The sequence below is a fragment of the Microbacterium sp. gxy059 genome (genome assembly GCF_050958665.1).
Lineage (GTDB): Bacteria > Actinomycetota > Actinomycetes > Actinomycetales > Microbacteriaceae > Microbacterium.
The window spans coordinates 31,986-54,339 of record NZ_JAMXWT010000014.1 but is presented as its reverse complement, the minus strand read 5'-3'; the positions used below and the strand labels follow the sequence as shown (position 1 = coordinate 54,339).

Here is a 22,354-nt window from a genome sequence, read left to right as displayed (position 1 = left end):
TCAGCCCTCCTCGCCGATCTTCTGCACGTACGCGCCGGCGCTGACGTTCGGCGTGTTCTGGAGGTCGAGCCAGCGGTCGAAGTAGGCGTCGAGGTCGACGTCGGCGAACTCGTCCGGGTACAGCCAGGTGGCGATCGCGAGCGCGCCGAGCTGCTTGCCGAAGGCGCTGAGCAGGAAGTTGTTCACGACGTAGATCTCGTCGTCCCGCACCGCGCTGATGCCCGACCATCCGGGCCGCTCGGCGATCTCCTCGGCCTCCCGCTGGAACGCCTCCGCGGGCCAGGCCTCGTATCCCTGCGGGTGGTCGTCGAGCCCCTGGCGCACGATGAGGTCGGGGTCGCGGGAGATGATGTCGACGGGATCGACCTCGTAGTTGTGCACGTTCGCGCCCTGATCGTCTCCGAGCCGCACGTCGCCGTAGAGGTTCTCCCCGCCCGCGTCGACGATGATGTCGTGCCACCCGGATCCGGGCACGCCGGTCGAGTAGTCGGTCGCGTTCTCGTAGTAGACGGTGCGCGGCGGGACGTCGACGGTCCGCTCGGCGATGAGGTCGCTGATGTCGTCGAAGAGCCGGGCCGCCTCGGCCGCCTGCTCCTCGGTGCCGAAGGCCTCGCCGAGCACGGGGAGGTACTCGCGGATCACGGCCGGATCCCAGGAGGTCACGACGACGACCTCGATGCCGAAGGGCTCCAGCTTCTCGATCGCCTCCTCGTACGGGCCGTTTCGCCGCAGGAGGGCGACCTGCGCGCCGGACTCGACGATCGCCTCCCAGTTCGGCTCGTCGTACTCGCCGACGGTGGGGAGGCCCGCGAACTCCTCGAAGTATCCGGCGTTCGCGGGCGTCTTCTCGGGGCTGCTCGTGTCGTCGACCGAGACGATCGCCTCCTCGGCCCCGATCGCCCGCACGAGCTCGGTCGTGTAGAAGAGGTCGGTGTACACGGCCGTGATCGGCACGTCGACCGTGACCTCGCGGCCGAGCTCGTCGGTGATCGTGAGCGTCTCGCCGGTGCCCTCGGCGGCGTCGGCCGGCGCGGCCCCCGATCCGGTCCCGCAGGCGGGGAGGACGAGGACGCCCGCGAGGGCGAGCGCGGCGAGCGGCCGCGCGGGACGGTGTCGATGGTGCACGCGTGGCATGGGCGGGGTCTCCTCCGTCTCGGCGGTCAGGCCGCGACGCCCTCGAGTGGCGGCTGCGCGACGACCTCGCCGCGGCGTCCCGTCGCCTCGCGATGGGCGAGCTCCTGGCGCACGAGCGGCAGGAGATGGCGGCCGTAGTCGATGACGTCGTTCAGGTTGTCGTACCCGCGGATCGAGATCAGCTCGGCGCCGAGGTCGACGTAGTCGAGGATCGCGGCGGCGACGGTCTCCGGCGTGCCGACGAGCGCCGTCGAGGCGCCGGCGGCGTTCGTCGCCGCGGCCGGCGCGGTCCACAGCGCGCGGTCGTGGCGCTCGCCCCGCGAGGCGATGTCGAGCAGGCGCTGCGAGCCGACGTTCTGCGGGGATCCCGTGTACCGGTCCTTCTGGCGACCGGACGGGGCGGCGCTCGCCGCGGCCGTGTTGCGGTTCAGCGCGTCGAGCACGGTGGCCGCCTTCTCCCACGCCAGCTCCTCCGTCGGGGCGATGATGGGGCGGAAGGTCACCCACACGCGCGGCCGGTCGGCGCGCCCCGCGGCGGCGGCCGACTCGCCGATCCGGTCGATCTGCTCCTGCGTCTCGCGGAGGGGCTCTCCCCAGAGGCCGAAGATGTCGCCCAGCGCCCCGCCGACCCGGTAGGCCTCGTCGGAGGAGCCGCCGACCGAGATCGGGATGGAGCCGTTCACCGGCCGCACGCCGTTGGAGAAGTCGGAGAACCGGTAGTGCTCGCCGTCCCAGTCGAACGCGTCGGGCGACTCCCACGCGCGGCGGAGGATGCGGATGTACTCCTCCGTGCGGCTGTAGCGCTGCGCCTTGTCGAGGAAGTCGCCCTCGCGCGCCTGCTCCGCGTCGCTGCCGCCGGAGATGAAGTGCACGGCGGCGCGGCCGTCGCTCACCTGGTCGAGCGTGGCGAGGGTCTTCGCAGCATACGTGGGATGGATGTTGTTGGGGCGCAGCGCGACGATCGGCTTCACCCGCTCGGTGTGCTGCGTGAGCGTCGTCGCGGTGACGAACGGATCGAACGACGACGATCCATACGGCTGCAGCGTGTAGTCGAAGCCCGCGTCCTCCACGGCGCGGGCGTACCGGATCAGGTGCTTCCGGTCGATCTGCGCGCCCGGGATCGGGTTCAGCTCGGTCGATGCGTTCGGGTAGGTCAGGCTGATGAACTCCACGGTCATGGTCCGCTGCCTCTCGGGTGGATCGGATGGGATGAGGCCACCCCACCAGCGGCCGAGCGGGGGAGCCAGCGGAGAACGGCTATCGGATCCGATACGGCCGGGCGATCGGTGCGCGTCCGGCCGGGGATGGCGCGGATCCGCGGGCTTTCGCGGGCGCGGAGGGGAGAGACACAGAGCGTCATCCCGTGACGCTCTGTTGCGGGGCGGGTGCGCCGTGGCACGACGAAGTCCCCGAGTCTTCGCGAAGTCCGCTGCGGATTGCGGGGAACCTGACGAAGACTCGGGGACTTGTGGGGCGCGGGGCGGCGGATCCCTTGGGCGCGGGCTGGGGCCTGACGGGGCGCGGGCCGGGGTCCCACGGGTAAGGCCTACGGGGTGTTCGCCGGGACGAGGCGCGGCGTGCGCCGTGCGGGGTGCCCGGGCGGGGCGGCGTGGCGGGCGGCGGTGGCGCGCGGCGTGGGACGAGCGGTTTCGGATCTTCGGGCCGACGTGGGCAGGGGCGGGGTAACGCGCGCCCGGGGCATGACGACGTCCCCACGTCTTCGCGACGTCCGCTGCGGATGGCGGGGGACGTCGCGAAGACGTGGGGACCTGTGGGGCGCGGGGCGCGGGGCGGCGGACCCGTGGGGCGCGGGCCGGTGGGGGAGCCCCGGACCGGGGCGCCCGCGGTCGGCGGCCTACGGGGCGTCGCCGACGGCGACCGGCCGGTCGGGGTGGTTCGACCACTGGCTCCAGGATCCGGGGTAGAGCGCCGGCGCGAACCCGGCGATCGTGAGCGCGACGATGTCGTGCGCGGCGGTGACGCCGGATCCGCAGTACGCGCCGACGGCGGCCTCGTCGGTGACGCCGAGCGCGGCGAACCGGGCGCGCAGCTCGTCGGCGGGCAGGAAGCGCCCGTCGGGGCCGACGTTGCCGGGCGCGGGCGCGTTGCGCGCCCCGGGGATGTGTCCGGCGCGCGGATCGATCGGCTCCGTCTCGCCGCGGTAGCGCTCGGGGGCGCGCGCGTCGAGCAGCACGCCCTCCTCGGGCAGCGCCGCGGCGTCGTCGATCGTGAGGACGGGCAGGGATCCGTAGGTCAGCTCGACGTCGCCCGGCTCCGGATCCACGGGCCCTTCCTCGAGGGCGTGCCCGGCGTTCGTCCATGCGCGCAGGGATCCGTCGAGCAGCCGCACGTCGTCGACACCCGCGTGCCGCAGCAGCCACCAGGCGCGGGCGGAGGAGAGGTTCTTCAGGTCGTCGTACACGACGACGCGCTCGCCGTTCCGCAGTCCCCACCCGCGGGCGGCGCGCTGCAGATCCTCGACGGGAGGCAGGGGGTGCCGGCCGTCCTCGGGTGCGCCGTGCCGGGCGAGCTCGTGGTCGAGATCGACGTATACCGCGCCGGGAATGTGGCCGGCGAGGTACTCGTCGCGTCCGTCGGGGCGGTCGAGCCGCCACCGCACGTCGAGGACGCGCGGCGGCTGATCCGAGGCGAGCTCGGCGGCGAGCTGGTCGGCGGTGACGAGGATCGACATGAGGCCTCCACGAGGGGTGTCCGGAGCCCGGGCCGGTCGCCCGCGGCGGTCGCCCTCACCCTAGGAACGCCCCGCCCCGCGCGTCCAACGCCCGCCGCGGATCGGAACCGATCGGGATCCGCGATCGGCGGCGGGAATGGCGGGTGACCGGGGGATCCGCGGGCGCGTCGGGGTGACGCATATGACCCCGGGTGACGGGGCGGGCGTCTCGGCCCACGCCGCGCTCCGCGAGAGCACACTCGTCTTTCGCGTCGCGGTGCGTCACATTCCGCGAGAGGACACTCCTTTTCGCCCCGTGTCTGTCCTGCCCCGCGCACGACGACGCCAGATCTCCGCCCGGGTTCCGACGCGCCGCGGATCCACCCCGCACAACCGAAGAATGGCGTCGTCGTGCACTCACGTGGGAAGCGGGATCCCTGCCGCCCGTGCCGCGGTGTGGCTCCGCGTCGTTTCTGTCCCGGCCCGGTGCACGACGACGCCAGATTTCAGCGCTGGGCCCTGGCACGCCGCGGATCCGGCCGACCCTCCCGATAATGGCGTCGTCGTGCACTCAGCGAGGGGGAGACCCACCACGCGGCTCAGCGTGCGGGTGCCTCGAAGGCGCCGGAGCCGACCCTCACGCCGCGGTGCGGGCGTGCGGGGCGGCGAAGAAGCGGTCGAGGGCGGCGAGCGCCGTCTCCTCCGCGAGAGGGTCGACGCCGCGGCGCACGACGAGCCGCACGGCGATGCTGCCGAGCGCGGGGAAGTCGGTGCGCTCGACGAGCCCCTCGGGGGCGCGGCCGGCGGAGGGCAGCACGGCGACGCCGAGCCCGGCCCGGGCGCTCGCGAGCACGCCCTCCAGCGTGCCCGACTCGGCCGTGATCTCGACGTCTCGCCCCTCGGCGCCGAGGCGCTGCAGGGCTCGCTGCCGCATGCCGCACGGCTCGGCGTAGGCCACGAGGGGGAGCGGGGCGGAGGCGTCCGACTGCTCCCAGCTCGGGCTCGCGAACCAGGTGAGCGGGAGGGTCCCGACCGCGAGCCCGGGCACGGTGGATCCGGTGTCGAGCACGACGGCCAGGTCGATCGTGCCCTTGTCGACGGCGTCGACCATCTGCGTGGAGCGGTCGATGCGGAACAGCACCCGATGCTCGGGGAACGCGTCGCGGATGGTGGTGAGCAGCCCGGGCAGCACCTGCTCGGCGGCCGTCTCGGTGGATCCGACGACGAGGGAGCGGTCCTGCGCCACGTCGAGCCGCGCCAGCGCCTCGTCGTGCACGGCGAGGATCCGGCGGGCCTCGGCGAGGAGCCGCTCGCCCGCGGGGGTGAGCGCCGCGCGTCGGCCCTCGCGGCGCACGAGGGGCTGGTCGATGCGCCGCTCGAGCTGGCGCACGTGCTGGCTGACGGTGGGCTGGCTCATGTGCAGCGCCGCGGCGGCGCGGCCGAAGCCCCCGCAGTCGGCGATCGCCACGAAGGTGCGCAGCGGGATGATGTCCAGCGTCTCCGTCATCCTCCGAGAATAGGAATCCGGGCGTGTCGCGTCCCGGCCGGCGGTCACACGCCGTCACACCCGGCGACACGGGGCGACACATGCGGGGCGGATTCGCCGTCCGCTATCGGCCCCGTGCACGACGACGCCAGATCTCGGCGCCCGGCCCCGACACGCCGCGGATCCGACCCGTCGCCCCGAAGATCGGCGTTGTCGTGCATCAGGCGACGGGGAGACACAGCGCGGGAGCGGAACTCCCGACGCCGTCTCCTCCCGGTCCTGCCCGTCCCCTGACACCCTGGCCGCGCATCCAACCGACGGAGACGGAGGACCGACATGGACGCCGGACGGATCGACTCCGCTCTCGCCGCGGGTTTCGCGGGCTTCGCGATCGTCGCCGCGTGGGTGCTCCTGCGTGGCAGCACGCCGGAGGCGATGGTCAGCGGATCCGTCGTGCTCGCGATCTCGCTCGCGTGCGGCACCGCGTGGCTGGTGCGCCGCGCCGCGCGCAGGGGAGGGGCAGATCCTCCCCGCGAGAGATGAACACCCCGCGTCGCCTACCGTGATCCCCATGGAGTGGACGAGCGACGTGTCGGCGGGCGACTGGATCCGCGAGCGGATGGGCGATTCGGCGGATCCGGGCATCACGGGCGGCATCGTGCCCTCAGGATTCGCGGCGTACGCCCGCGTGCTGCACCCCGTCTACCGGGAGCGCCCGGTGGGCGTCGCGTGGCCGCGGGAGGAGGATCCGGAGGCCTGGGAGACGTTCCTCGCGGCCGCGCCCGAGATCGAGAGCGAGCGGGTGACGTGGGCGACGGCGGCGGAGAGATTCGGCACGACGATGCATCCGGAGGCGCAGTGGTTCCGCCTCGTCGGCGCGCCGCACGCGGACGAGGCGCACGACCTGCGCGACGCGGACGGCTGGCGGTACGGAGGACCGGAGGAGGGGCGTCTCGAACCTGAGACGCTCGCCGCGGTCGCGCGCCGTCTCATCGCGCACACGGAGACGCCGGACGCCGGGTTCGCGGCGATCTGGGAGGGCTGGGGCGACCTCCTCGGCGCCCGGAAGCCCGGGCACCCGTCCGATGCCCACTTCGGCTTCGCACCGGAGGGCTCGCCCGCCCGCTACGCGCAGGATCCGCGCCACGAGTCGCTCCTGGGGAAGATCCTGCACGATCCCTTCTGGCGGCCGTTCCGCCGTCAGCGGTGGCACCCAGGCGTGCTCTCCGACGAGGTCTCGCGCGGCCCGCGCCTCGAGCTGCCCGGCCGCGGGCACGTGCTGTTCCGCGCGGCTCCCGCGGAGTGGACCGACCCCGCCTGGGCCGATCGGGTGCCGTGGGCGCGGCCGGGGTGGGCTGAGCAGGCCGAGAGCCCGAGCCTCATCTGGCCGGAGGACCGCGCCTGGATCCTCGCGAGCGAGATCGATCTCGATTCGACGATCGTGGGCGGATCCGCCGACCTGATCCGCGCCCTCGTCGACGCCCCCGACATCGAGGCGCACGAGATCGCCCCCGACGCCGACCTCACGTGGGACGGCGACCGGATCAACGCGCCGCGCTGAGGGGGAGAAGCGGGCTCGCGAGTGGCGCAGATGTCCGCGAGTGGCGCAGATATTCGGCCCGATTTCTGCGCCACTCGCGAGTTCCTGCGCCCCTCGCGAGCCGGGAGCCGCCGTGCGCGAGCCGGGGGCTCCGCCGGTCCGGGCGGCCCTCCGCGATGCGCGTTCTCTCGAGCCGGGCATAATCGCCGGGTGACCTCTTCCCCGATCCCCTCCCTCGACGGCCGCGTCTTCCGCATGGAGTCGTCCACCACGTCCGACGTCGACCCCGACGCGCCCACCGTCTTCCGCTACTTCGAGAAGGACGGCGCGATCTGGGGCGACTACGAGGGCGACACCGTCACCTTCGGCCGCTTCGTCGGCACCCGCCAGCCGCGCACCATCTGGGTGTCTTTCGTGCATGTGCTGAAGCGGGACGGAGCGGTCGTCACCGGCTCCGGCGAGAGCGAGCTCGAGGAGCGCGACGGGCTGCTGCGCCTCATCGAGCACTACGAGATGCACGGATCCCCGCAGCTGAGCGTGTGCGTCGAGGACCCGCAGGGCTGACGGCCCCTCCCGGCTCGGCCGGCCAGCCCCGCCCGGCCTCGCCAACCCGGCTCGGCCGGCCCGGCCCCGACATCTCCGGCTCGCGAGTGGCGCAGGTTTTCGCGAGCGGCGCAGAAATCCGGCCGAATGTCTGCGCCACTCGCGAGTTTCTGCGCCACTCGCGAGCATCGGCATCGGCATCGGCGGGCGCGCTCGCGGGCTGCGCCCCGCCCCGCCGCGCCTACTCCCCGCGGGCGGCCATCGCGTCGCGGCCCTCGGCGGCGGGCGTCCAGCGCGTCATGCCCAGCTGGGCCGCGCTCTCGCGCTCGGGCAGGTCGGGCGGCAGCAGGTAGGGGCGGCGCACGACCTCGTCGAGCACGACGACGCTGACCACGGTGCGCACCTCGGGCAGCGTCGCGATGACGCCGGTCGTGAAGGTGTGGATCCCGCTGACGTCGGTCGCCCGCACGAGCATCATCGCGTCGTGCTCGCCCGTGGTGATCGCGCAGTACTCGATGTCGGGCATCTCGGTGATCTTCTCGCGGAACGATGCCCACGACTGGGGCAGCACCGTGACGAACACGAGCGCGCACACCGACAGCCCCGCGCGCGACGGGTCGATCCGCGCGGAGAAGCCGGTGATGACGCCGGACTCCACGAGGCTCTCGACCCGCGCGTAGGCGCTCGACCGCGAGATGCCGACGCGCTCGGCCAGCGCGGCGATCGAGATCCGCCCGTTCTCGCGCATGAGGTCGAGGATCCGGTACGAAACATCGTCCAGGGCGGCATTTCGTCCGGCGGGCGGCGAATCAGAAGCGCGTGAAGTGGACATTCTGCAATCATGCTCCGGATCGTATGAAGAGTGTGTTTCGTGCGGGCGATCTTGGTGGACAAATCGTTGCACACCGTGCCATTCTGATCGCGGCTGTCCACAGTATTCGTTCAGCTGCAGGTCCTTCACCCCCAGGAGCCCTCATGACCCTTCGTCTGCGCCGCACCGCCGCGGTCCTCGGCGCCGTCTCGATCCTCGCCCTCGCGGGCTGCTCGGGCGGCAACTCGGCGAACAACACGAACGCCTCGGTCGGAGACGGCGGATCCGCGGGAACGCTCGTCATCGACGCTGCGTTCTCGATCGAGACCACCGACCCCGGCAACTCGTACGACCCGACGGGCAACATGGTCGCGAAGGCGCTCTACGAGACGCTCGTCGACTTCGAGGGATCCGACGTGTCGACGCCCGTCCCCGGTCTCGCGAGCTGGGAGCAGAACGACGAGGCGACCGAGTTCACCTTCACCCTCGACGAGGGACGCACCTTCTCCGACGGCAGCGAGATCACGGCCGACGACGTCGTGTTCACGATGGAGCGCATCCAGGGCATGCCCGAGGCCAAGCCCGCCTTCCTGCTCGACGGCGTGACCGTCGAGAAGGTCGACGACCTCACGGTGCGCTTCACGAGCGAGGCCCCGCTGCTGCAGCTGCCCGCGATCCTCGCCAACGCCGCGCTCGGCATCGTCAACGCCGACGTCGTGTCCGAGAACGGCGGCGCGACCGACGGCACCGACAGTGCGCAGGAGTTCCTCGACGGCGAGTCGGCCGGCTCCGGGCCGTACGTGCTCGACACCCTCGACCTCAGCTCGCAGGTCGTGCTCACCGCGAACCCCGAGTACACGGGCGACGAGGATCCGGCGTTCGAGCGGGTCGTCATCCGCAACGTCTCCGAGAGCGCCACCCAGCTCATCAACCTCGAGGGCGGCGACACCATGGTCGCCATGGACCTCAACGGCGACCAGGTCGCAGGCCTCAGCGACGAGCTCACGGTCGAGTCGGTGCCGTCGGGGCAGACGATCTTCCTCCTGCTCAACCAGTCGGAGGAGGTCGCGGGCGACCTCGCGAACGTCGACCTCGCCGAGGCGATGCGCTACGCGCTCGACTACGACGCGCTCCTCGAGCTCGCGGGCGAGGGCGCCGTGCAGGCCACGGGCGTCATCCCTCCCGGATACGAGGGAGCCCTCGACGGGGGCGTGAGCCAGGACCTCGACCGGGCCCGCGAGGCGCTCGAGCGCTCCGGCTACGACGGCGAGACGCTGCGCCTGCAGTTCCCCAACGACTACCCCGTCGGCGGCGTCGAGTTCACGCCGCTCGCCGAGCGGATCCAGCAGCAGCTCGCCGAGATCGACATCGACGTCGAGCTGGCCCCCGCGCCGTTCGCGACGGAGCTCGACGCGTACGTCAACGGCACCGAGGCGTTCGGCCTGTGGTTCTGGGGCCCCGACTACGCCGACTCCGCCAACTTCCTGCCGTTCGGCCCCGGCCTCAAGGTGGGTCTGCGCGCCGGCTGGGAGGCCGACCAGAACAGCGAGATCGCCGACCTCGCCGCCCAAGCGACCAACGCCACCGACGTCGACGAGCGCGAGGCCGACTTCACGGCCTTCGCCGAGGCGATGCAGGAGCAGGGCCCGTTCGTGCCGATGATCGTCCCCGGCCGCAACATCGCGACCTCGTCCGACGTCACGGGCGCCGTGTACAACGCGATCTGGGAGATGGACATCGCCGAGATCACACCCGCGGGCTGAGGCACGTGGCTGCGACGACGCGCACCGGGCGGGCGGGATCCCCGCTCGCCCGGTACCTCCTCCGCCGGCTCGGCACCTCGGTGCTGCTGCTCCTCGGCGTCACGATCGTGACGTTCCTCCTCACGAACCTCGTGCCGGGCGACCCCGTCTCCGCGGCGCTCGGCGAGGGCGCCTCCCAGAACCCCGCCACGCGGCAGGCGTTCATCGAGGCGCACGGGCTCGACAAGCCCCTCGTCGTGCAGTACGTCGTCTACATGGCGAACCTGCTGCAGGGCGACCTCGGGCGCTCGATCGTGACGGGCAGGGCCGTGAGCGCCGACCTGGCGACAGCCGTGCCCGCGACGATCGAGATCGCCGTCGGCGCGATCATCGTGAGCCTCGCCGTCAGCATCGTGCTCGGCACGCTCGCCGCGTACCGTCGCGGGCTCGTCGCCGACCAGGTCGTGCGCGTCATCACCCTCGTCGGGCTCAGCGTGCCGACGTTCTGGCTCGCGCTCGTCAGCTTCAACTTCTTCTTCCTGCAGCTGGGCATCGCCCCGGGATCCGGTCGGATCTCGCCCTCGATCACGCCCCCGCCGAACGTCACGGGCTTCTACACGATCGACTACATCCTGAACGGCGACAGCGTCGGCCTGTTCGACGCGCTCGCGCACCTCGCGCTGCCCGTGCTCGTGCTCTCGCTCGTGACGGTCGGCCTGCTCACGCGCTTCATCCGCACCTCCGTGCTCGAGGTGCTCGCGAGCGACTACGTCCGCGCGGCCCGCGCCAAGGGCCTGAGCGGCGCGCGCGTCGTCATCGACTACGTGCTGCGGGGCGCGTCGCTGCCGATCCTCACGGTCGTCGGCGTCGCGTTCGGATCCCTGCTCTCCGGCACGGTGCTCGTCGAGTCGGTCTTCGCCTGGCCGGGCCTCGGCACCTACGCCTACAACTCGGCCGCCAACCTCGACCTCAAGGGCATCATGGGCGTCGGCCTCGTCGTCGGCGTCATCTACCTCGTCATCAACTTCGTCGTCGACATGCTGTACGGCGTCCTCGACCCGAGGGTGAGGCTCGCATGAGCGCGACACAGACCCCCGCCCCGCTCGGCGACGAGCGCGTCGCCGCCCGCCTGCGCCACCGGATCCGCCTGCCGCGGGCCTGGCGCAGCCCGCTCGGCGTCATCGGCACGGTCATCGCCCTCGCCTGGGTGATCGTCGCCTTCACCGCGCAGTGGTGGGTGCCGTTCGCCCCCAACGCGCAGGTGCTGCCGCGCCTGCAGGCGCCGGGCGGCGAGGCGCTGCTCGGCACCGACGGCGGCGGCCGCGACATCTTCTCGCGGCTCATGACCGGCGCGACCGTGACGATCCCCCTCGCCCTGCTGCTCGTCGCGGCGTCCATGGTGATCGGCACGATCGTCGGCGCCGTCGCCGGATACTTCGGGCGCTGGGTCGACGAGACGCTCATGCGCATCACCGACCTCGTGATGGCCTTCCCGACGGTGATCCTCGCGATGGTCGTCGCCGCCTCGCTCGGCCCGTCGCTCTACAACGCCGTCATCGCGGCGATCGTCGTCTCCTGGCCGCAGTACGCCCGCGTCACGCGCAGCCTCGTGCTCGGCCTGCGCGGTCAGAACTACGTCGTCTCGGGGCGGCTGCTCGGCTACTCGCCGCTGCGCAGCCTCGCCGTCGACATCCTCCCCAACATCCTCGGCCCGATGCTCGTGCTCGCGACCCTCGACATCGGCACGGCGATCCTCCTGCTGTCGGGACTGTCGTTCCTCGGGCTCGGCGCGCAGCCGCCCACGGCGGAGTGGGGATCCATGATCTCGGCCGCGATGTCGAACTTCGACGCGTGGTGGCTGGGCGTGTTCCCCGGCCTCGCGATCCTCACGGTCGTCATGGCGTTCAACTTCCTCGGCGACGCGCTGCGCGACGTGCTCGACCCGACCGCGGAGGTCGTGCACGAGGGCACGGCCGCCCGCGAGAAGGGAGCCGCGTGATGAGCGCCGCGCTCACGATCGACGACCTCACGATCGACATCGGCCGCCGGCTCGTCGACGGCATCTCGCTCGACCTCCACGCGGGGCGCGTGCAGGGCCTCGCGGGCGAGTCGGGATCCGGCAAGACGCTCACGTCGCTCGCGATCCTGGGCCTCCTCCCGCGGCAGGCGACGACGGGCGGATCGATCCGCCTCGGCGAGCAGGAGCTGCTCGGTCTCCGGCGCCGCGAGCTGAACCGCGTGCGCGGCCGCCGCATCGCGATGGTGTTCCAGGATCCGTCGTCGTCTCTGCATCCGCAGCTCGCCGTCGGACGGCAGCTGACCGACCACGTGCGCACCCACATGGGGCTGTCGAAGCGCGACGCCCGCGCGCATGCCGGCGCGCTCCTCGAGCGGGTGCAGGTGCCGAACCCGGACGAGGCGCTGGATCGGTTCCCGCACCAGTTCTCGGGCGGCCAGCGGCAGCGCATCGCGATCGCCTGCGCGCTCGCGTGCGAGCCGGAGGTGCTGCTCGCGGACGAGCCGACGACGGCCCTCGACGTGACGGTGCAGGCCGGCATCCTGCAGCTCCTGCGCGACCTCGCCCTCGAGCGCGATCTCGCCGTGCTGCTCGTCACGCACGACCTCGGCGTGATGAGCGCCATCGCCGACGACGTCGCCGTCATGCGCGGCGGGCGGATCGTCGAGCGCGCGGACCGCGCGACGCTGTTCGCGGATCCGCAGCACGAGTACACGCGGCAGCTGCTCGCGGCGCTGCCCGGGTCGCGCATCGAGGAGGGCGACGATGACTGAGCGGACCGTTCTCGAGGCGCGGGGCCTCGTTGTGCGCTATCCCGGCCACCCTCCGGTGCAGGCCGTGACCGACGTGTCGCTCGAGATCCGCGCCGGCGAGACCGTGGCGCTGGTGGGCGAGTCGGGATCGGGCAAGTCGAGCGTCGCGCGCGCCGTGGCGGGCATCGAGAAGGCCGCGGAGGGCGAGGTGCTCTTCGACGGCGAGCCCGTGCGGCCGCTCGGCGTGCGCCGTCGTCCGCTCGCGCTGACGGGGATCCAGATGGTGTTCCAGGATCCGGCCACGTCGCTCAATCCGCGGCGCCGCATCGGCGACCAGATCGCGGACGGGGCCCGCACGGCCCGCGCCCGCGGAGCGGAGGGCTCCCGGCCGGAGGAGTGGCTCGAGCGGGTGGGGCTCGACCCCGCCTGGACGGGGCGTTTCCCGCACCAGTTCTCGGGAGGCCAGAAGCAGCGCATCGCGATCGCGCGGGCGCTCGCGGCCCGGCCCCGTCTGCTCGTGGCCGACGAGCCGATCTCGGCGCTCGACGCGTCGACGCAGACGAGCGTCGCGGGCCTCATGCGCGACCTCATCGCGGAGGTCGGCGCGGGGATGCTCTTCATCTCGCACGACCTCGCCGTGGTCCGCCGCATCGCCGATCGCACCCTCGTGATGTACGGAGGGCGCGTCATGGAGCAGGGGCCGACCGATCGGGTGTGGGAGGCGCCGCGCCACCCCTACACGCAGGCGCTGCTCGCCGCGATCCCCGAGCCGGACGGCCGCGGCCGGATCCCGGCGGCCCCGTCGGCGGCCGACCGCGCCGCCTGGTCGGAGGTCCCGCCCGCCGGGTGAGGACGGCACGGGTCGAGGCTGGCGCGCCGGGCGAGGCTCGCGAGCGGCGCAGATGTCCGCGAGCGGCGCAGATATTCGACCCGATTTCTGCGCCGCTCGCGAATTCCTGCGCCGCTCGCGAGCTGGGAGCCGGGAGCCGCCGGGTGACGCGAGCACCCCGCCCCGCCGCGTCACCCGCGGTTCACCTCCGTGGGTTCTCATGAGTCGACCGCGAGAGAGGACCCCATGACGCTCATCGACGACCTGCCCGCGCTGACCCTGTCGGCGCCTGTGAACCTGCGCGACCTGGGAGGGGTCCCCGTGCGCGACGCCTCCGTGCGCCCCGGCGTCGCGATCCGCGCAGACGACCTCGCGCTCGCCGACGAGGACTCGGCGCGGAGCCTGCGCGACGCGGGGCTCGCGGCGGTCATCGACCTGCGCTCGCCCGACGAGGCGGCCGTCACGGGCCGCGGCCCGCTGGGATCCACGACCGTCGGCTACCACCACCTGCCGCTGCTCGCCCGCCTCGACGACGTGCCCGCCGACGGCGAGACCGTGCTGACGGATCAGGCCACCTACGGCGCGCTCTACGTGCAGATGATGGAGCGCTCGGCCGACCGCCTCGTGCAGGCGCTGGGCGTCATCGCGCTCGCCCCCGGCGCGGTCGCCTTCCACTGCTCGGCCGGTCAGGACCGCACGGGCGTGCTCGCGGCGGCGCTGCTGCTCGCCCTCGGCGCGGACCACGAGGCGATCGTCGCCGACTATGAGAGGACGGGCGAGAACCAGGACGCGATCCGCGCCCGCACGCACCAGGTGCTCGGCCCCCTCATGGCCCGCCTCGGCGTGGACCTCGACGCGTCGGCGCGCGCCGCCACGCGCACCGAGTTCTCCGGGCTGCCGATGCGGTCGCTCCTCGCGCATCTCGATGCGACGTACGCGGATCCGCTGCAGCCGCTGCGCGACGCGGGCCTCACCGACGGCCTCGTCACGCGCCTCCGCGAGCGCACCCTCGCCTGAGAGGGCGCCCCGTCACGGCGAGAAGGACGCGATGACCGTCCCGATGTACGCCACGACGAACCCCGCCCCGATGGCGAGGGCGACGACGAGGACGAACCAGGAGAAGCGTCGTCGCAGGCGGCGTCCGGGTGCGGCCACGCCGGGCGGCGGGGGTGCGGAACCCGGGTCGGTGAACGGGAGGCCGTGCTCCTGCGCGCCGTGCGGCGCGGGGGATCCGGCGAGCCGCGCGTCGCGCCAGCGCCCCCACTGGGCGAGCTTGTCCAGCAGGGCGGCCACGACGGAGAACAGCCAGGCCCAGGTCGCCGGGTCGATCGTGGAGAGGTCGCGGCGCGCGTAGAGCAGGAGCCAGTCGTCGACGATCTCGACGTCGAGCTCGCCGGCGTGGTCGAGGAAGCGCGCCATGATGTCGGGCGTGAACAGATAGAGGGCGTCGGCCTCGTAGCCCGCGGGGCAGTAGAGAGCGAACGACTGGTCGAAGTCGCCCTCCAGCGACAGCCGCTGGCTGCGGTCGAAGCCCACGGGCAGGTTCGAGCCGAAGACGCTGTTGTTGCCGAGCGCGTCGAGCACGATGTGCGGCAGCGGCGCGTCGAGCCGGATCGCGACGTAGCCCCAGCGGTGGGTGGTCCTGTTCTTGCCGCCGCCCGTCGTGTAGCGGTAGTTCGCGAACTCGACGAAGCGGGGGTTCGTGCCGCGTACGGCGTCGTCGGCGCGGCGGTCTCTGCCGATCCCGAAGATCATGCCGGGCAGGGCAGGCGCGTCGATGCGCGGCAGGTAGGTCATCCCGTTGGAGGCGGCGAAGCGGACGAGGCGATGCTGCCTGTCGCGCGTGCGCCGGCGCCACAGGACGACGCCGACGATGATGCCCGCCGCGACGAGCAGGGGGAAGACGGCGGGGATCAGCGCGCCCGGCGCGATTCGGCCGTACGGGCCGAGGAGCGCCAGGGCGACGCCGAGGAGCGAGAAGAGGAGGTTCACGACGGCGAGGGAGATGCCGATGCCGAGGATCACCGCCGTCGCGCCGATGCCGGATCCGCCGGGGGCGGCCTCCTTCAGCTGGCGTCGGGTGAGCGCGGCTTCTCGCGGATCCACGGGCTCGGTGAGCGCACGCGCGTCGAAGGGCATCGGCGCGGGAAGGGGACTGCTCATCCTCCGACGGTATCGAGTCGGTGCGGAGCCCGGCGCTCGCGCGCTCCGCTGCCTGCGCCCTGGCCCGGAACCCGCTGCTCGCGCCCCGCTGCCTGCGCCCTGGCCCGGAACCCGCTGCTCGCGCCCCGAGCCGGCCTCGCTGACTGCTCCCCGGCCCGTTCCCGGATGCTCGCGAGCCGGGAGAGCCCGACGGCACCTGGGGCGCGCGGATCGTCCGGGGACCCTCGACGCGTGTCGGTGGCCCCCCTATCCTGGCGACAGGGCGGGCCGTCGGGGCCCGCGACGACGTGAGGAGAGCACCATGGACGCGATGATGATGGGACGAATGCCCCAGAGCATGATGATGCAGGACGCCAAGATGGACATGGACGTCATGCAGGCCTGCATGGACGCGTGCGCCGCCTGCGAGCAGGCGTGCACGGTGTGCGCGGGCCAGGGCATGGACTGCGCGGCCGCCTGCATGAACTGCGCCGACATGTGCAACACGATGATGCGCGCGATGATGCGCATGCAGGGCATGTCGCCCGCCGCGATGATGTCGATGCTCGACGCCTGCATGGCGATGTGCCAGATGTGCATGGACGCCTGCATGGCTTCCGGCGACGACGTCTGCGAGATGTGCGCTCAGGCCTGCAAGGCGTGCATGGACGCCTGCATGGAGGCGAAGAACATGATGATGGCGAACGCCTGACGCGTCCGTCCTCCCCGAGGGATCAGGCCGACAGCCGCGCCACGTTGACGCGCGCGCCGTCGACGGCGAGCACGTTCCAGCGCGCGTGCAGCGCCACCGGCGATCCCTCGACCGTCGTGCTCGCGAGATCCGTCGCGCTCCACACGAGCGCGGCGGATCCGTCGAGAGAGCGCACGAGGATCGTGCCGTCCTCGGCGTCCGCCGCCTCGACGATGCCGTCGATCCACTCGCGGGGCGTGGCCGCGGCGAGGCGCGCCTGGATGAGGTGCAGCGCGTGGCCGGGGGCCGAGGAGGAGCACTGCTCGCCGTGCATGCACATGCACACCGCGCTCTTCCGCGCCGGGGCGGCCGGGGTGGCGGGGTGCGGGGTGAACACGGCGGTTCTCCTTCTGCTCGGGAATCGGTTGACGGCCACGCTAGAACGGGGATCCGCTCGAGGGAACCGTCGGCGACACGCGGCGAAACATTGTGACGGGCCACGTCGCGGGGTGGTCCGCTCAGGAAGCATCAGGTAGTCTTTACCGGTTGCCTGTCGGCTCCCGGTTCTCGGTGGTCGCGGGTGACGTGCAGCACACCCTCCTGGTGCCGGGAGATACCCGGCACCCGTTCGAGTCCGAAGGAGGTGGGACAGTGACGCACACGCACCAGTACGAGCTGATGGTGATCATCCAGCCCGAGGTCGACGAGCGCCAGGTTCCCGCGTACCTCGACAGGTTCCTCAAGGTCATCACCGACTCCGAGGGAACGATCGAGAACGTGGACATCTGGGGCAAGCGCAAGTTCGCCTACGAGATCCAGAAGAAGACCGAGGGCATCTACGCCGTCGTGAACTTCACCGCCACCAGCGAGGCGACCCAGGAGATGGATCGTCAGCTGAACCTGGCCGAGAACATCATGCGCACCAAGGTCCTGCGCGCCGAGGAGGCCATCGCGATGGTCGCTTCCGAGGCCAAGCGGGCCGAGGAGCGCGCCGCGCGCAAGACTGCGGCGAAGGCCTAAGGCGAGAGCATGGCAGGCGAGACCGTCATCACCGTCGTGGGCAACCTGACCGCGGATCCCGAGCTGCGCTACACGCAGTCCGGCGTTCCGGTCGCGAACTTCACGATCGCCTCCACGCCGCGCACGTTCGATCGTGCGTCCGGCGAATGGAAGGACGGCGACGCTCTGTTCCTCCGCGCCAGCGTCTGGCGCGACTTCGCCGAGCACGTCGCCGGTTCGCTGACGAAGGGCATGCGCGTGATCGCGCAGGGCAACCTCCGTCAGCGCAACTACGAGACGCGCGAGGGCGAGCGTCGCACGTCGATCGAACTGGATGTCCAGGAGATCGGCCCGTCGCTGCGCTACGCCACGGCTCAGGTCACCCGCGCCGCCTCCAGTGGAAACTTCGGCGGGGGCGGCAACAGCGGCCCCGCTCAGGTCGCTCCGCAGGCCGGCGGGTTCGGCGGGGGACAGCAGCAGCGCCCGCAGCAGTCGTCGGAGGAGCCCTGGGCCGCGCCCGGGTCGACCGGCGCCGATGCGTGGAGCACCCCGGGGTCGTTCTCGGACGACACCCCGTTCTAAGTTCTTTTTCTTCGTAAGGACCGATTCATGCCTGGAAAGTCGAGCGGCGACCGCCGCAAGACGCGCAAGGGCGGCAAGAACGCCGCCCCCGCGAAGCACATCCGGGTCGGCGTCATCGACTACAAGGATGTCGCGACCCTTCGCAAGTTCATCTCGGAGCGCGGCAAGATCCGCGCCCGTCGTATCACCGGTGTCTCTGTTCAGGAGCAGCGCCTCATCGCCCGCGCGATCAAGAACGCGCGTGAGATGGCTCTCCTGCCCTACTCGGGCGCTGGCCGCTAAGGAGAACCCATGTCGAAGCTCATTCTCACTCATGAGGTCGACGGCCTGGGCAGCGCCGGCGACGTGATCGAGGTCAAGAACGGGTACGCCCGCAACTACCTCATCCCCCAGGGCTACGCAGTGGCCTGGACCCGCGGCGGCGAGAAGCAGGTGGCGTCCATCCGCGCCGCCCGCGAGGCGCGCGCCATCGCGACGCACGAAGAGGCGGAGGCCCTCAAGGCCACGCTCGAGGACGCGCGCGTGAAGATCGCCGTCAAGGCCGGCTCGGAGGGTCGCCTCTTCGGCTCGGTCAAGCCGGGCGACGTCGCGACCGCCGTCGCCGAGGCCGGTCTCGGCCAGATCGACAAGCGCAAGGTCACGATCCCGTCGCCGATCAAGTCGGTGGGCAACCACGAGGTCGTCGTGCGCCTGCACGATGACGTCTCGGCCGTGATCTCGCTGCAGGTCGTCGCGCTCAAGAAGTAACGACGCAGCGCGTCTGGAAACGGCGCCGTCCCCTCTCGGGGGCGGCGCCGTTTCTGACGTCTTCGTCCACATGTGCTGAGGATGACGAGAACCTTCGACCCGGGGTTCACACGAGTTTTCCTCCACAGGGTGTGGAAGAGGCATTTCCCCTGATGAGGGCGGAATCGAGGTGCCCCGATATTCTCGTTGGGGAAAGTTCTCCACAGGCTCTGTGCACAGGACATGCGGCGTTTTCCGCAGGGCTCTCCACAGAGTTATCCACAGGGTGGGATCCGCCGAGAGCTAGGCTGGGTCGGCGCCCGCGCGCGAGGGCTCCTGTCGGATGTCGGAGGCCCCTCGGATGATGGCCGCAGCACCCCGACCCCGCGGTTCCCGCGGGTCCGCCCGCCGCGCATCCACCCGCGCGGATCGCCGTTCGTGAGAGGAGAGCACGTGTCGATCGCCGATGTCGCCGAGCGTCTGGGAGAGCCGCGCGAGCCGGAGCGCACGCCGCCCCACGATCTCCTGGCCGAGCAGTCGACCCTGGGCGGCATGCTGCTGTCGAAGGACGCCGTCGCCGACGTCGTCGAGACGCTGCGCGGCGCCGACTTCTACGTGCCGAAGCACGAGCTCATCTTCGACTCGATCCTCTCCCTCTACTCGCACGGCGAGCCCACCGACGTCATCACCGTCACCGACGAGCTGATGAAGACGGGCGACCTGCAGCGCGCGGGAGGCGTCGACTACCTGCACTCGCTCACGTCGATCGTGCCGACGGCCGCCAACGCGGGGTACTACGCGGGCATCGTGCAGGAGCGCGCGCTGCTGCGCCGCCTGGTCGACGCCGGCACCCGCATCGCCCAGATGGGGTACAACGGCGAGGGCGAGGCGGTCGAGCTCGTCAACCAGGCGCAGGCCGAGATCTACGGGGTCACGGGCCAGGAGCAGTCGGAGGACTACGTGCCCCTCGAGGTCGCCGTGTCGGCGGCCGTCGAGGAGATCGAGATGGCCAAGGGGCGCGACGGCGAGATGACGGGCGTCCCCACGGGGTTCACCGAGCTCGACAAGCTCACCAACGGCCTGCACGGCGGCCAGATGATCGTCGTGGCGGCCCGTCCCGCGATGGGAAAGTCGACGCTCGCGCTCGACTTCGCGCGCTCGGCGGCGATCAAGCACGATGCTCCCGCGATCTTCTTCTCCCTCGAGATGGGCAAGACCGAGATCGCGATGCGCCTCCTCAGCGCCGAGGGGCAGATCCCCCTGCAGCACCTGCGCAAGGGCGACCTCGACTCGCGCGACTGGACGACGCTCGCGAAGACCCGCGGCCGCATCAACGACGCCCCCCTCTACGTCGACGACAGCCCCAACATGACGCTCGTCGAGATCCGCGCGAAGTGCCGTCGACTCAAGCAGCGCGTGGGCCTGAAGATGATCATCATCGACTACCTGCAGCTCATGACGTCGGGCAAGCGCGTCGAGTCGCGTCAGCAGGAGGTCTCGGAGTTCTCGCGCGCCCTGAAGCTCATGGCGAAGGAGCTGCAGGTGCCGGTCATCGCGCTGTCGCAGCTGAACCGAGGCCCCGAGCAGCGACAGGACAAGCGGCCGATGGTCAGCGACCTGCGCGAGTCGGGATCGATCGAGCAGGATGCCGACATGGTCATCCTCCTGCACCGCGACGAGGTGTACGACCGCGCCACCCGGCCGGGCGAGGCCGACCTCATCGTCGCCAAGCACCGCAACGGACCCACGGCCGACATCGCGGTGGCGTTCCAGGGTCACTACAGCCGCTTCCACGACATGGTGCAGATGGAGTCGAGCTTCGGGGCGGAGTAGCGCGCGCCCTCTGACGCGGGCGCGTTCCGAGGGCCGGCCCTCCGAACGCTTCGGCCCCGCGGGTGCGATGCACGCTCCCGCCGCATTCTCGGGTTTCCCAGGTTGTCGATAGGATCCCCCCAGGAAAGAAGGGCGTCCCCGGGAAGGGGGGCGGCCAGCGTGATGGGGGAGGGGCCGTATGGGGCGCGCCGTGGGAATCGATCTGGGAACCACCTACTCGGCGGTGGCGGTCGTGGAGGCGACCGGCGTTCCGAGGGTCGTGAACAACGGCGAGGGCTCAGCCATCACGCCATCGGTCGTGCTCTTCAAGAACGCCAAGGGCAAGGACGAGCCGGTCGTCGGCGGGGCCGCCAAGCGCCAGGCGGGCCTGCGCCCCGACGACGTCGTGCAGCACGTCAAGCGCTACATGGGCGACCCGAGCTGGCGGTTCGACTCGTCGAACGACGAGTCCTATCGACCCGAGGAGGTCTCCGCGATCATCCTGCGCGCGCTCGTGCGCGCCGCGGAGGCCGAGCTGGGTGAGACGATCGACGACGTCGTCATCACGGTGCCCGCCTACTTCGACGACTCGCGCCGCACCGCCACTCGGCAGGCAGGCGAGATCGCCGGGCTGAACGTGCTGCGGGTGCTGAACGAGCCGACGGCGGCCGCGCTCTCGTACGGACTGTCCTCCGACGACGACGGGATCGTGCTCGTCTACGACCTGGGCGGCGGCACCTTCGACGTGACGATCCTCGGCATCGAGGACAGCCGGTTCGAGGTGCTCGCGACCGACGGCGACCGCAACCTCGGCGGCCTCGACTGGGACAACGCGCTGATGAAGCTCGTCGTCGACGAGCTGGAGGCGACGCACGGCGTCACCGACTTCTGGGACGACGTCGACGCCGTCGCCTTGCTGCGGGAGAAGACCGAGCAGGCCAAGCGCGCGCTGAGCGCCGTCGAGACCACGAGCATCCAGCTGTCGCTCGACATCGGGCACTTCAGCGTCGACGTGACCCGCGAGGGCTTCGAGGCCGCGACGAAGAGCCTGCTGCGGCGCACGCAGGAGCTCGTCGAGGACACTCTCGACGAGTCGGGCCTCGACTGGGACGACATCGACAGCGTGCTGCTCGTCGGCGGATCGACCAGGATGCCCGCGGTGTCGGCTCTCCTCGCGCGCCTGTCGGGGGCGAACCCGGTCGAGGGCGTGAACCCGGACGAGGCGGTCGCGCTGGGCGCGGCGATCCAGGCGGGCATCGAGACGGGCGGCGAGGGCGACCTGAGCGATGTCGTCATCGAGGACGTCACCTCGCAGGCGCTCGGCACCGTCGCCCAGGACGACGACGGCGTGGATCGGAACTGGGTGGTCATCGAGAGGAACACCAAGGTCCCCGCCACGGGCGAGCAGATTCTGACGACGCTGTCGCCGCGCACCGAGCTGCACGTCTGGGTGACGCAGGGCGACGATCCCGACATCGATTTCACGACCGAGATCGGGCACGGCGTCTTCCCGCTCGAGGAGGAGTGGCCCACGGGAACCGACTTCCGTGTCGTGTACCACTACGACATCGACCAGACGGTGACCGTCGAGGTGTTCCGTCTGCCCGAAGACCTGCTCGTCGGCGTCTTCGAGATCGACCGCGTCGCGAACCTCACCGAGGAGGCCGTCGAGGCGGCCGCGGCGAAGGTCGGCGCGATGGGCGCCGACGAGGCCGCGGCGCCCGCCGAGAGCGCCCCGGCCGCGCCGAGCGTGCCGACGAAGCCGTCCGGTCTGCCGACTCTGCCGACCGCCGCCTCCCAGAGCACCGCGCCGGCGCAGACCTCGGCGCCCGCCCCGCGGCCCTCGGACCGCTGACCACCCTCACGCAGGAGGTTCC

At 71.8% G+C, this 22,354-nt stretch carries 23 protein-coding genes; 16 read left to right on the top strand and 7 right to left on the bottom strand.

Features of this window, described 5'->3' with window-relative positions; genetic code table 11:
- The 4 genes from NHL53_RS09585 to NHL53_RS09570 all read right to left on the bottom strand — a co-directional run bounded on the left by NHL53_RS09585 (window position 1) and on the right by NHL53_RS09570 (window position 5,312).
- Entirely contained in the window at window positions 1-1,134 is a 1,134-nt protein-coding gene (locus NHL53_RS09585; RefSeq protein WP_433776639.1) for an ABC transporter substrate-binding protein, read from the bottom strand.
- 26 nt (window positions 1,135-1,160) lie between these two features.
- Window positions 1,161-2,312: an LLM class flavin-dependent oxidoreductase gene (locus NHL53_RS09580; RefSeq protein WP_433776638.1), complete on the bottom strand. Its 1,152-nt coding sequence runs from the start codon at window positions 2,310-2,312 to the stop codon at window positions 1,161-1,163.
- A 677-nt stretch (window positions 2,313-2,989) separates the two neighbouring features.
- Entirely contained in the window at window positions 2,990-3,826 is an 837-nt protein-coding gene (locus tag NHL53_RS09575) for a sulfurtransferase (protein ID WP_433776637.1), read from the bottom strand.
- A 616-nt stretch (window positions 3,827-4,442) separates the two neighbouring features.
- A complete protein-coding gene (locus NHL53_RS09570; protein ID WP_433776636.1) occupies window positions 4,443-5,312 on the bottom strand; it encodes a LysR family transcriptional regulator in 870 nt (289 codons plus the stop codon).
- A 315-nt stretch (window positions 5,313-5,627) separates the two neighbouring features.
- Between NHL53_RS09570 and NHL53_RS09565 the strand changes: the two genes are divergently transcribed.
- From NHL53_RS09565 to NHL53_RS09555, 3 genes are all read left to right on the top strand, one after another.
- Window positions 5,628-5,834, top strand: a complete 207-nt coding sequence (locus NHL53_RS09565) for a hypothetical protein (RefSeq protein ID WP_433776635.1) — start codon at window positions 5,628-5,630, stop codon at window positions 5,832-5,834.
- Between the two features lie 28 nt (window positions 5,835-5,862).
- Window positions 5,863-6,852, top strand: a complete 990-nt coding sequence (locus NHL53_RS09560; protein WP_433776634.1) for a hypothetical protein — start codon at window positions 5,863-5,865, stop codon at window positions 6,850-6,852.
- A 189-nt stretch (window positions 6,853-7,041) separates the two neighbouring features.
- Window positions 7,042-7,395 carry a hypothetical protein gene (locus NHL53_RS09555; protein WP_433776633.1) on the top strand — a complete coding sequence of 118 codons (354 nt, stop codon included), beginning with the start codon at window positions 7,042-7,044 and terminating at the stop codon, window positions 7,393-7,395.
- 220 nt (window positions 7,396-7,615) lie between these two features.
- Here NHL53_RS09555 and NHL53_RS09550 read toward each other — a convergent pair whose 3' ends face one another.
- The gene (locus NHL53_RS09550; RefSeq protein WP_433776632.1) at window positions 7,616-8,206 is read right to left on the bottom strand and encodes an Lrp/AsnC family transcriptional regulator; all 591 of its coding nucleotides are present in this window, start codon (window positions 8,204-8,206) and stop codon (window positions 7,616-7,618) included.
- Window positions 8,207-8,349: 143 nt separating this feature from the next.
- Here NHL53_RS09550 and NHL53_RS09545 point away from each other — a divergent pair, with 143 nt between their 5' ends.
- The 6 genes from NHL53_RS09545 to NHL53_RS09520 all read left to right on the top strand — a co-directional run bounded on the left by NHL53_RS09545 (window position 8,350) and on the right by NHL53_RS09520 (window position 14,542).
- Window positions 8,350-9,948: an ABC transporter substrate-binding protein gene (locus NHL53_RS09545; RefSeq protein WP_433776631.1), complete on the top strand. Its 1,599-nt coding sequence runs from the start codon at window positions 8,350-8,352 to the stop codon at window positions 9,946-9,948.
- Window positions 9,949-9,953: 5 nt separating this feature from the next.
- Complete coding sequence (locus NHL53_RS09540) at window positions 9,954-11,006, top strand: ABC transporter permease (RefSeq protein ID WP_433776630.1); 1,053 nt, start codon at window positions 9,954-9,956, stop codon at window positions 11,004-11,006.
- Window positions 11,003-11,926 (top strand): ABC transporter permease, encoded by a 924-nt coding sequence (locus tag NHL53_RS09535; RefSeq protein ID WP_433776629.1) that lies wholly within the window; start codon window positions 11,003-11,005, stop codon window positions 11,924-11,926. Before NHL53_RS09540 ends, NHL53_RS09535 begins: the two co-directional genes overlap by 4 nt.
- Window positions 11,926-12,717 (top strand): ABC transporter ATP-binding protein, encoded by a 792-nt coding sequence (locus NHL53_RS09530; RefSeq protein ID WP_433776628.1) that lies wholly within the window; start codon window positions 11,926-11,928, stop codon window positions 12,715-12,717. Before NHL53_RS09535 ends, NHL53_RS09530 begins: the two co-directional genes overlap by 1 nt.
- A complete protein-coding gene (locus NHL53_RS09525) occupies window positions 12,710-13,546 on the top strand; it encodes an ABC transporter ATP-binding protein (RefSeq protein WP_433776627.1) in 837 nt (278 codons plus the stop codon). The genes NHL53_RS09530 and NHL53_RS09525 overlap by 8 nt, the downstream gene beginning before the upstream one ends.
- 225 nt (window positions 13,547-13,771) lie before the next feature.
- The gene (locus NHL53_RS09520; RefSeq protein WP_433776626.1) at window positions 13,772-14,542 is read left to right on the top strand and encodes a tyrosine-protein phosphatase; all 771 of its coding nucleotides are present in this window, start codon (window positions 13,772-13,774) and stop codon (window positions 14,540-14,542) included.
- A gap of 12 nt (window positions 14,543-14,554) precedes the next feature.
- On the opposite strand, the gene NHL53_RS09515 is transcribed toward NHL53_RS09520, so the two are convergent.
- Window positions 14,555-15,688 carry a hypothetical protein gene (locus tag NHL53_RS09515; protein WP_433776625.1) on the bottom strand — a complete coding sequence of 378 codons (1,134 nt, stop codon included), beginning with the start codon at window positions 15,686-15,688 and terminating at the stop codon, window positions 14,555-14,557.
- A gap of 301 nt (window positions 15,689-15,989) precedes the next feature.
- On the opposite strand from NHL53_RS09515, the gene NHL53_RS09510 reads away from it, so the two are divergent.
- The gene (locus NHL53_RS09510) at window positions 15,990-16,379 is read left to right on the top strand and encodes a hypothetical protein (RefSeq protein WP_433776624.1); all 390 of its coding nucleotides are present in this window, start codon (window positions 15,990-15,992) and stop codon (window positions 16,377-16,379) included.
- A 22-nt stretch (window positions 16,380-16,401) separates the two neighbouring features.
- Here NHL53_RS09510 and NHL53_RS09505 read toward each other — a convergent pair whose 3' ends face one another.
- A complete protein-coding gene (locus NHL53_RS09505; RefSeq protein ID WP_433776623.1) occupies window positions 16,402-16,755 on the bottom strand; it encodes a hypothetical protein in 354 nt (117 codons plus the stop codon).
- A 281-nt stretch (window positions 16,756-17,036) separates the two neighbouring features.
- Here NHL53_RS09505 and rpsF point away from each other — a divergent pair, with 281 nt between their 5' ends.
- The 6 genes from rpsF (at window position 17,037) to NHL53_RS09475 (ending at window position 22,332) form a co-directional block, all read left to right on the top strand.
- Entirely contained in the window at window positions 17,037-17,378 is a 342-nt protein-coding gene (gene rpsF, locus NHL53_RS09500) for a 30S ribosomal protein S6 (RefSeq protein ID WP_433776663.1), read from the top strand.
- Window positions 17,379-17,387: 9 nt separating this feature from the next.
- Entirely contained in the window at window positions 17,388-17,939 is a 552-nt protein-coding gene (locus NHL53_RS09495) for a single-stranded DNA-binding protein (protein ID WP_433776622.1), read from the top strand.
- A gap of 27 nt (window positions 17,940-17,966) precedes the next feature.
- Entirely contained in the window at window positions 17,967-18,221 is a 255-nt protein-coding gene (gene rpsR / locus NHL53_RS09490) for a 30S ribosomal protein S18 (protein ID WP_433776621.1), read from the top strand.
- Between the two features lie 9 nt (window positions 18,222-18,230).
- Window positions 18,231-18,686 carry a 50S ribosomal protein L9 gene (gene rplI / locus NHL53_RS09485; RefSeq protein WP_433776620.1) on the top strand — a complete coding sequence of 152 codons (456 nt, stop codon included), beginning with the start codon at window positions 18,231-18,233 and terminating at the stop codon, window positions 18,684-18,686.
- Between the two features lie 432 nt (window positions 18,687-19,118).
- Window positions 19,119-20,498, top strand: coding sequence for a replicative DNA helicase (dnaB, locus tag NHL53_RS09480; protein ID WP_433776619.1), 1,380 nt, complete (start codon window positions 19,119-19,121; stop codon window positions 20,496-20,498).
- Window positions 20,499-20,688: 190 nt separating this feature from the next.
- Entirely contained in the window at window positions 20,689-22,332 is a 1,644-nt protein-coding gene (locus tag NHL53_RS09475; RefSeq protein WP_433776618.1) for an Hsp70 family protein, read from the top strand.
- Window positions 22,333-22,354 lie beyond the last annotated feature (22 nt).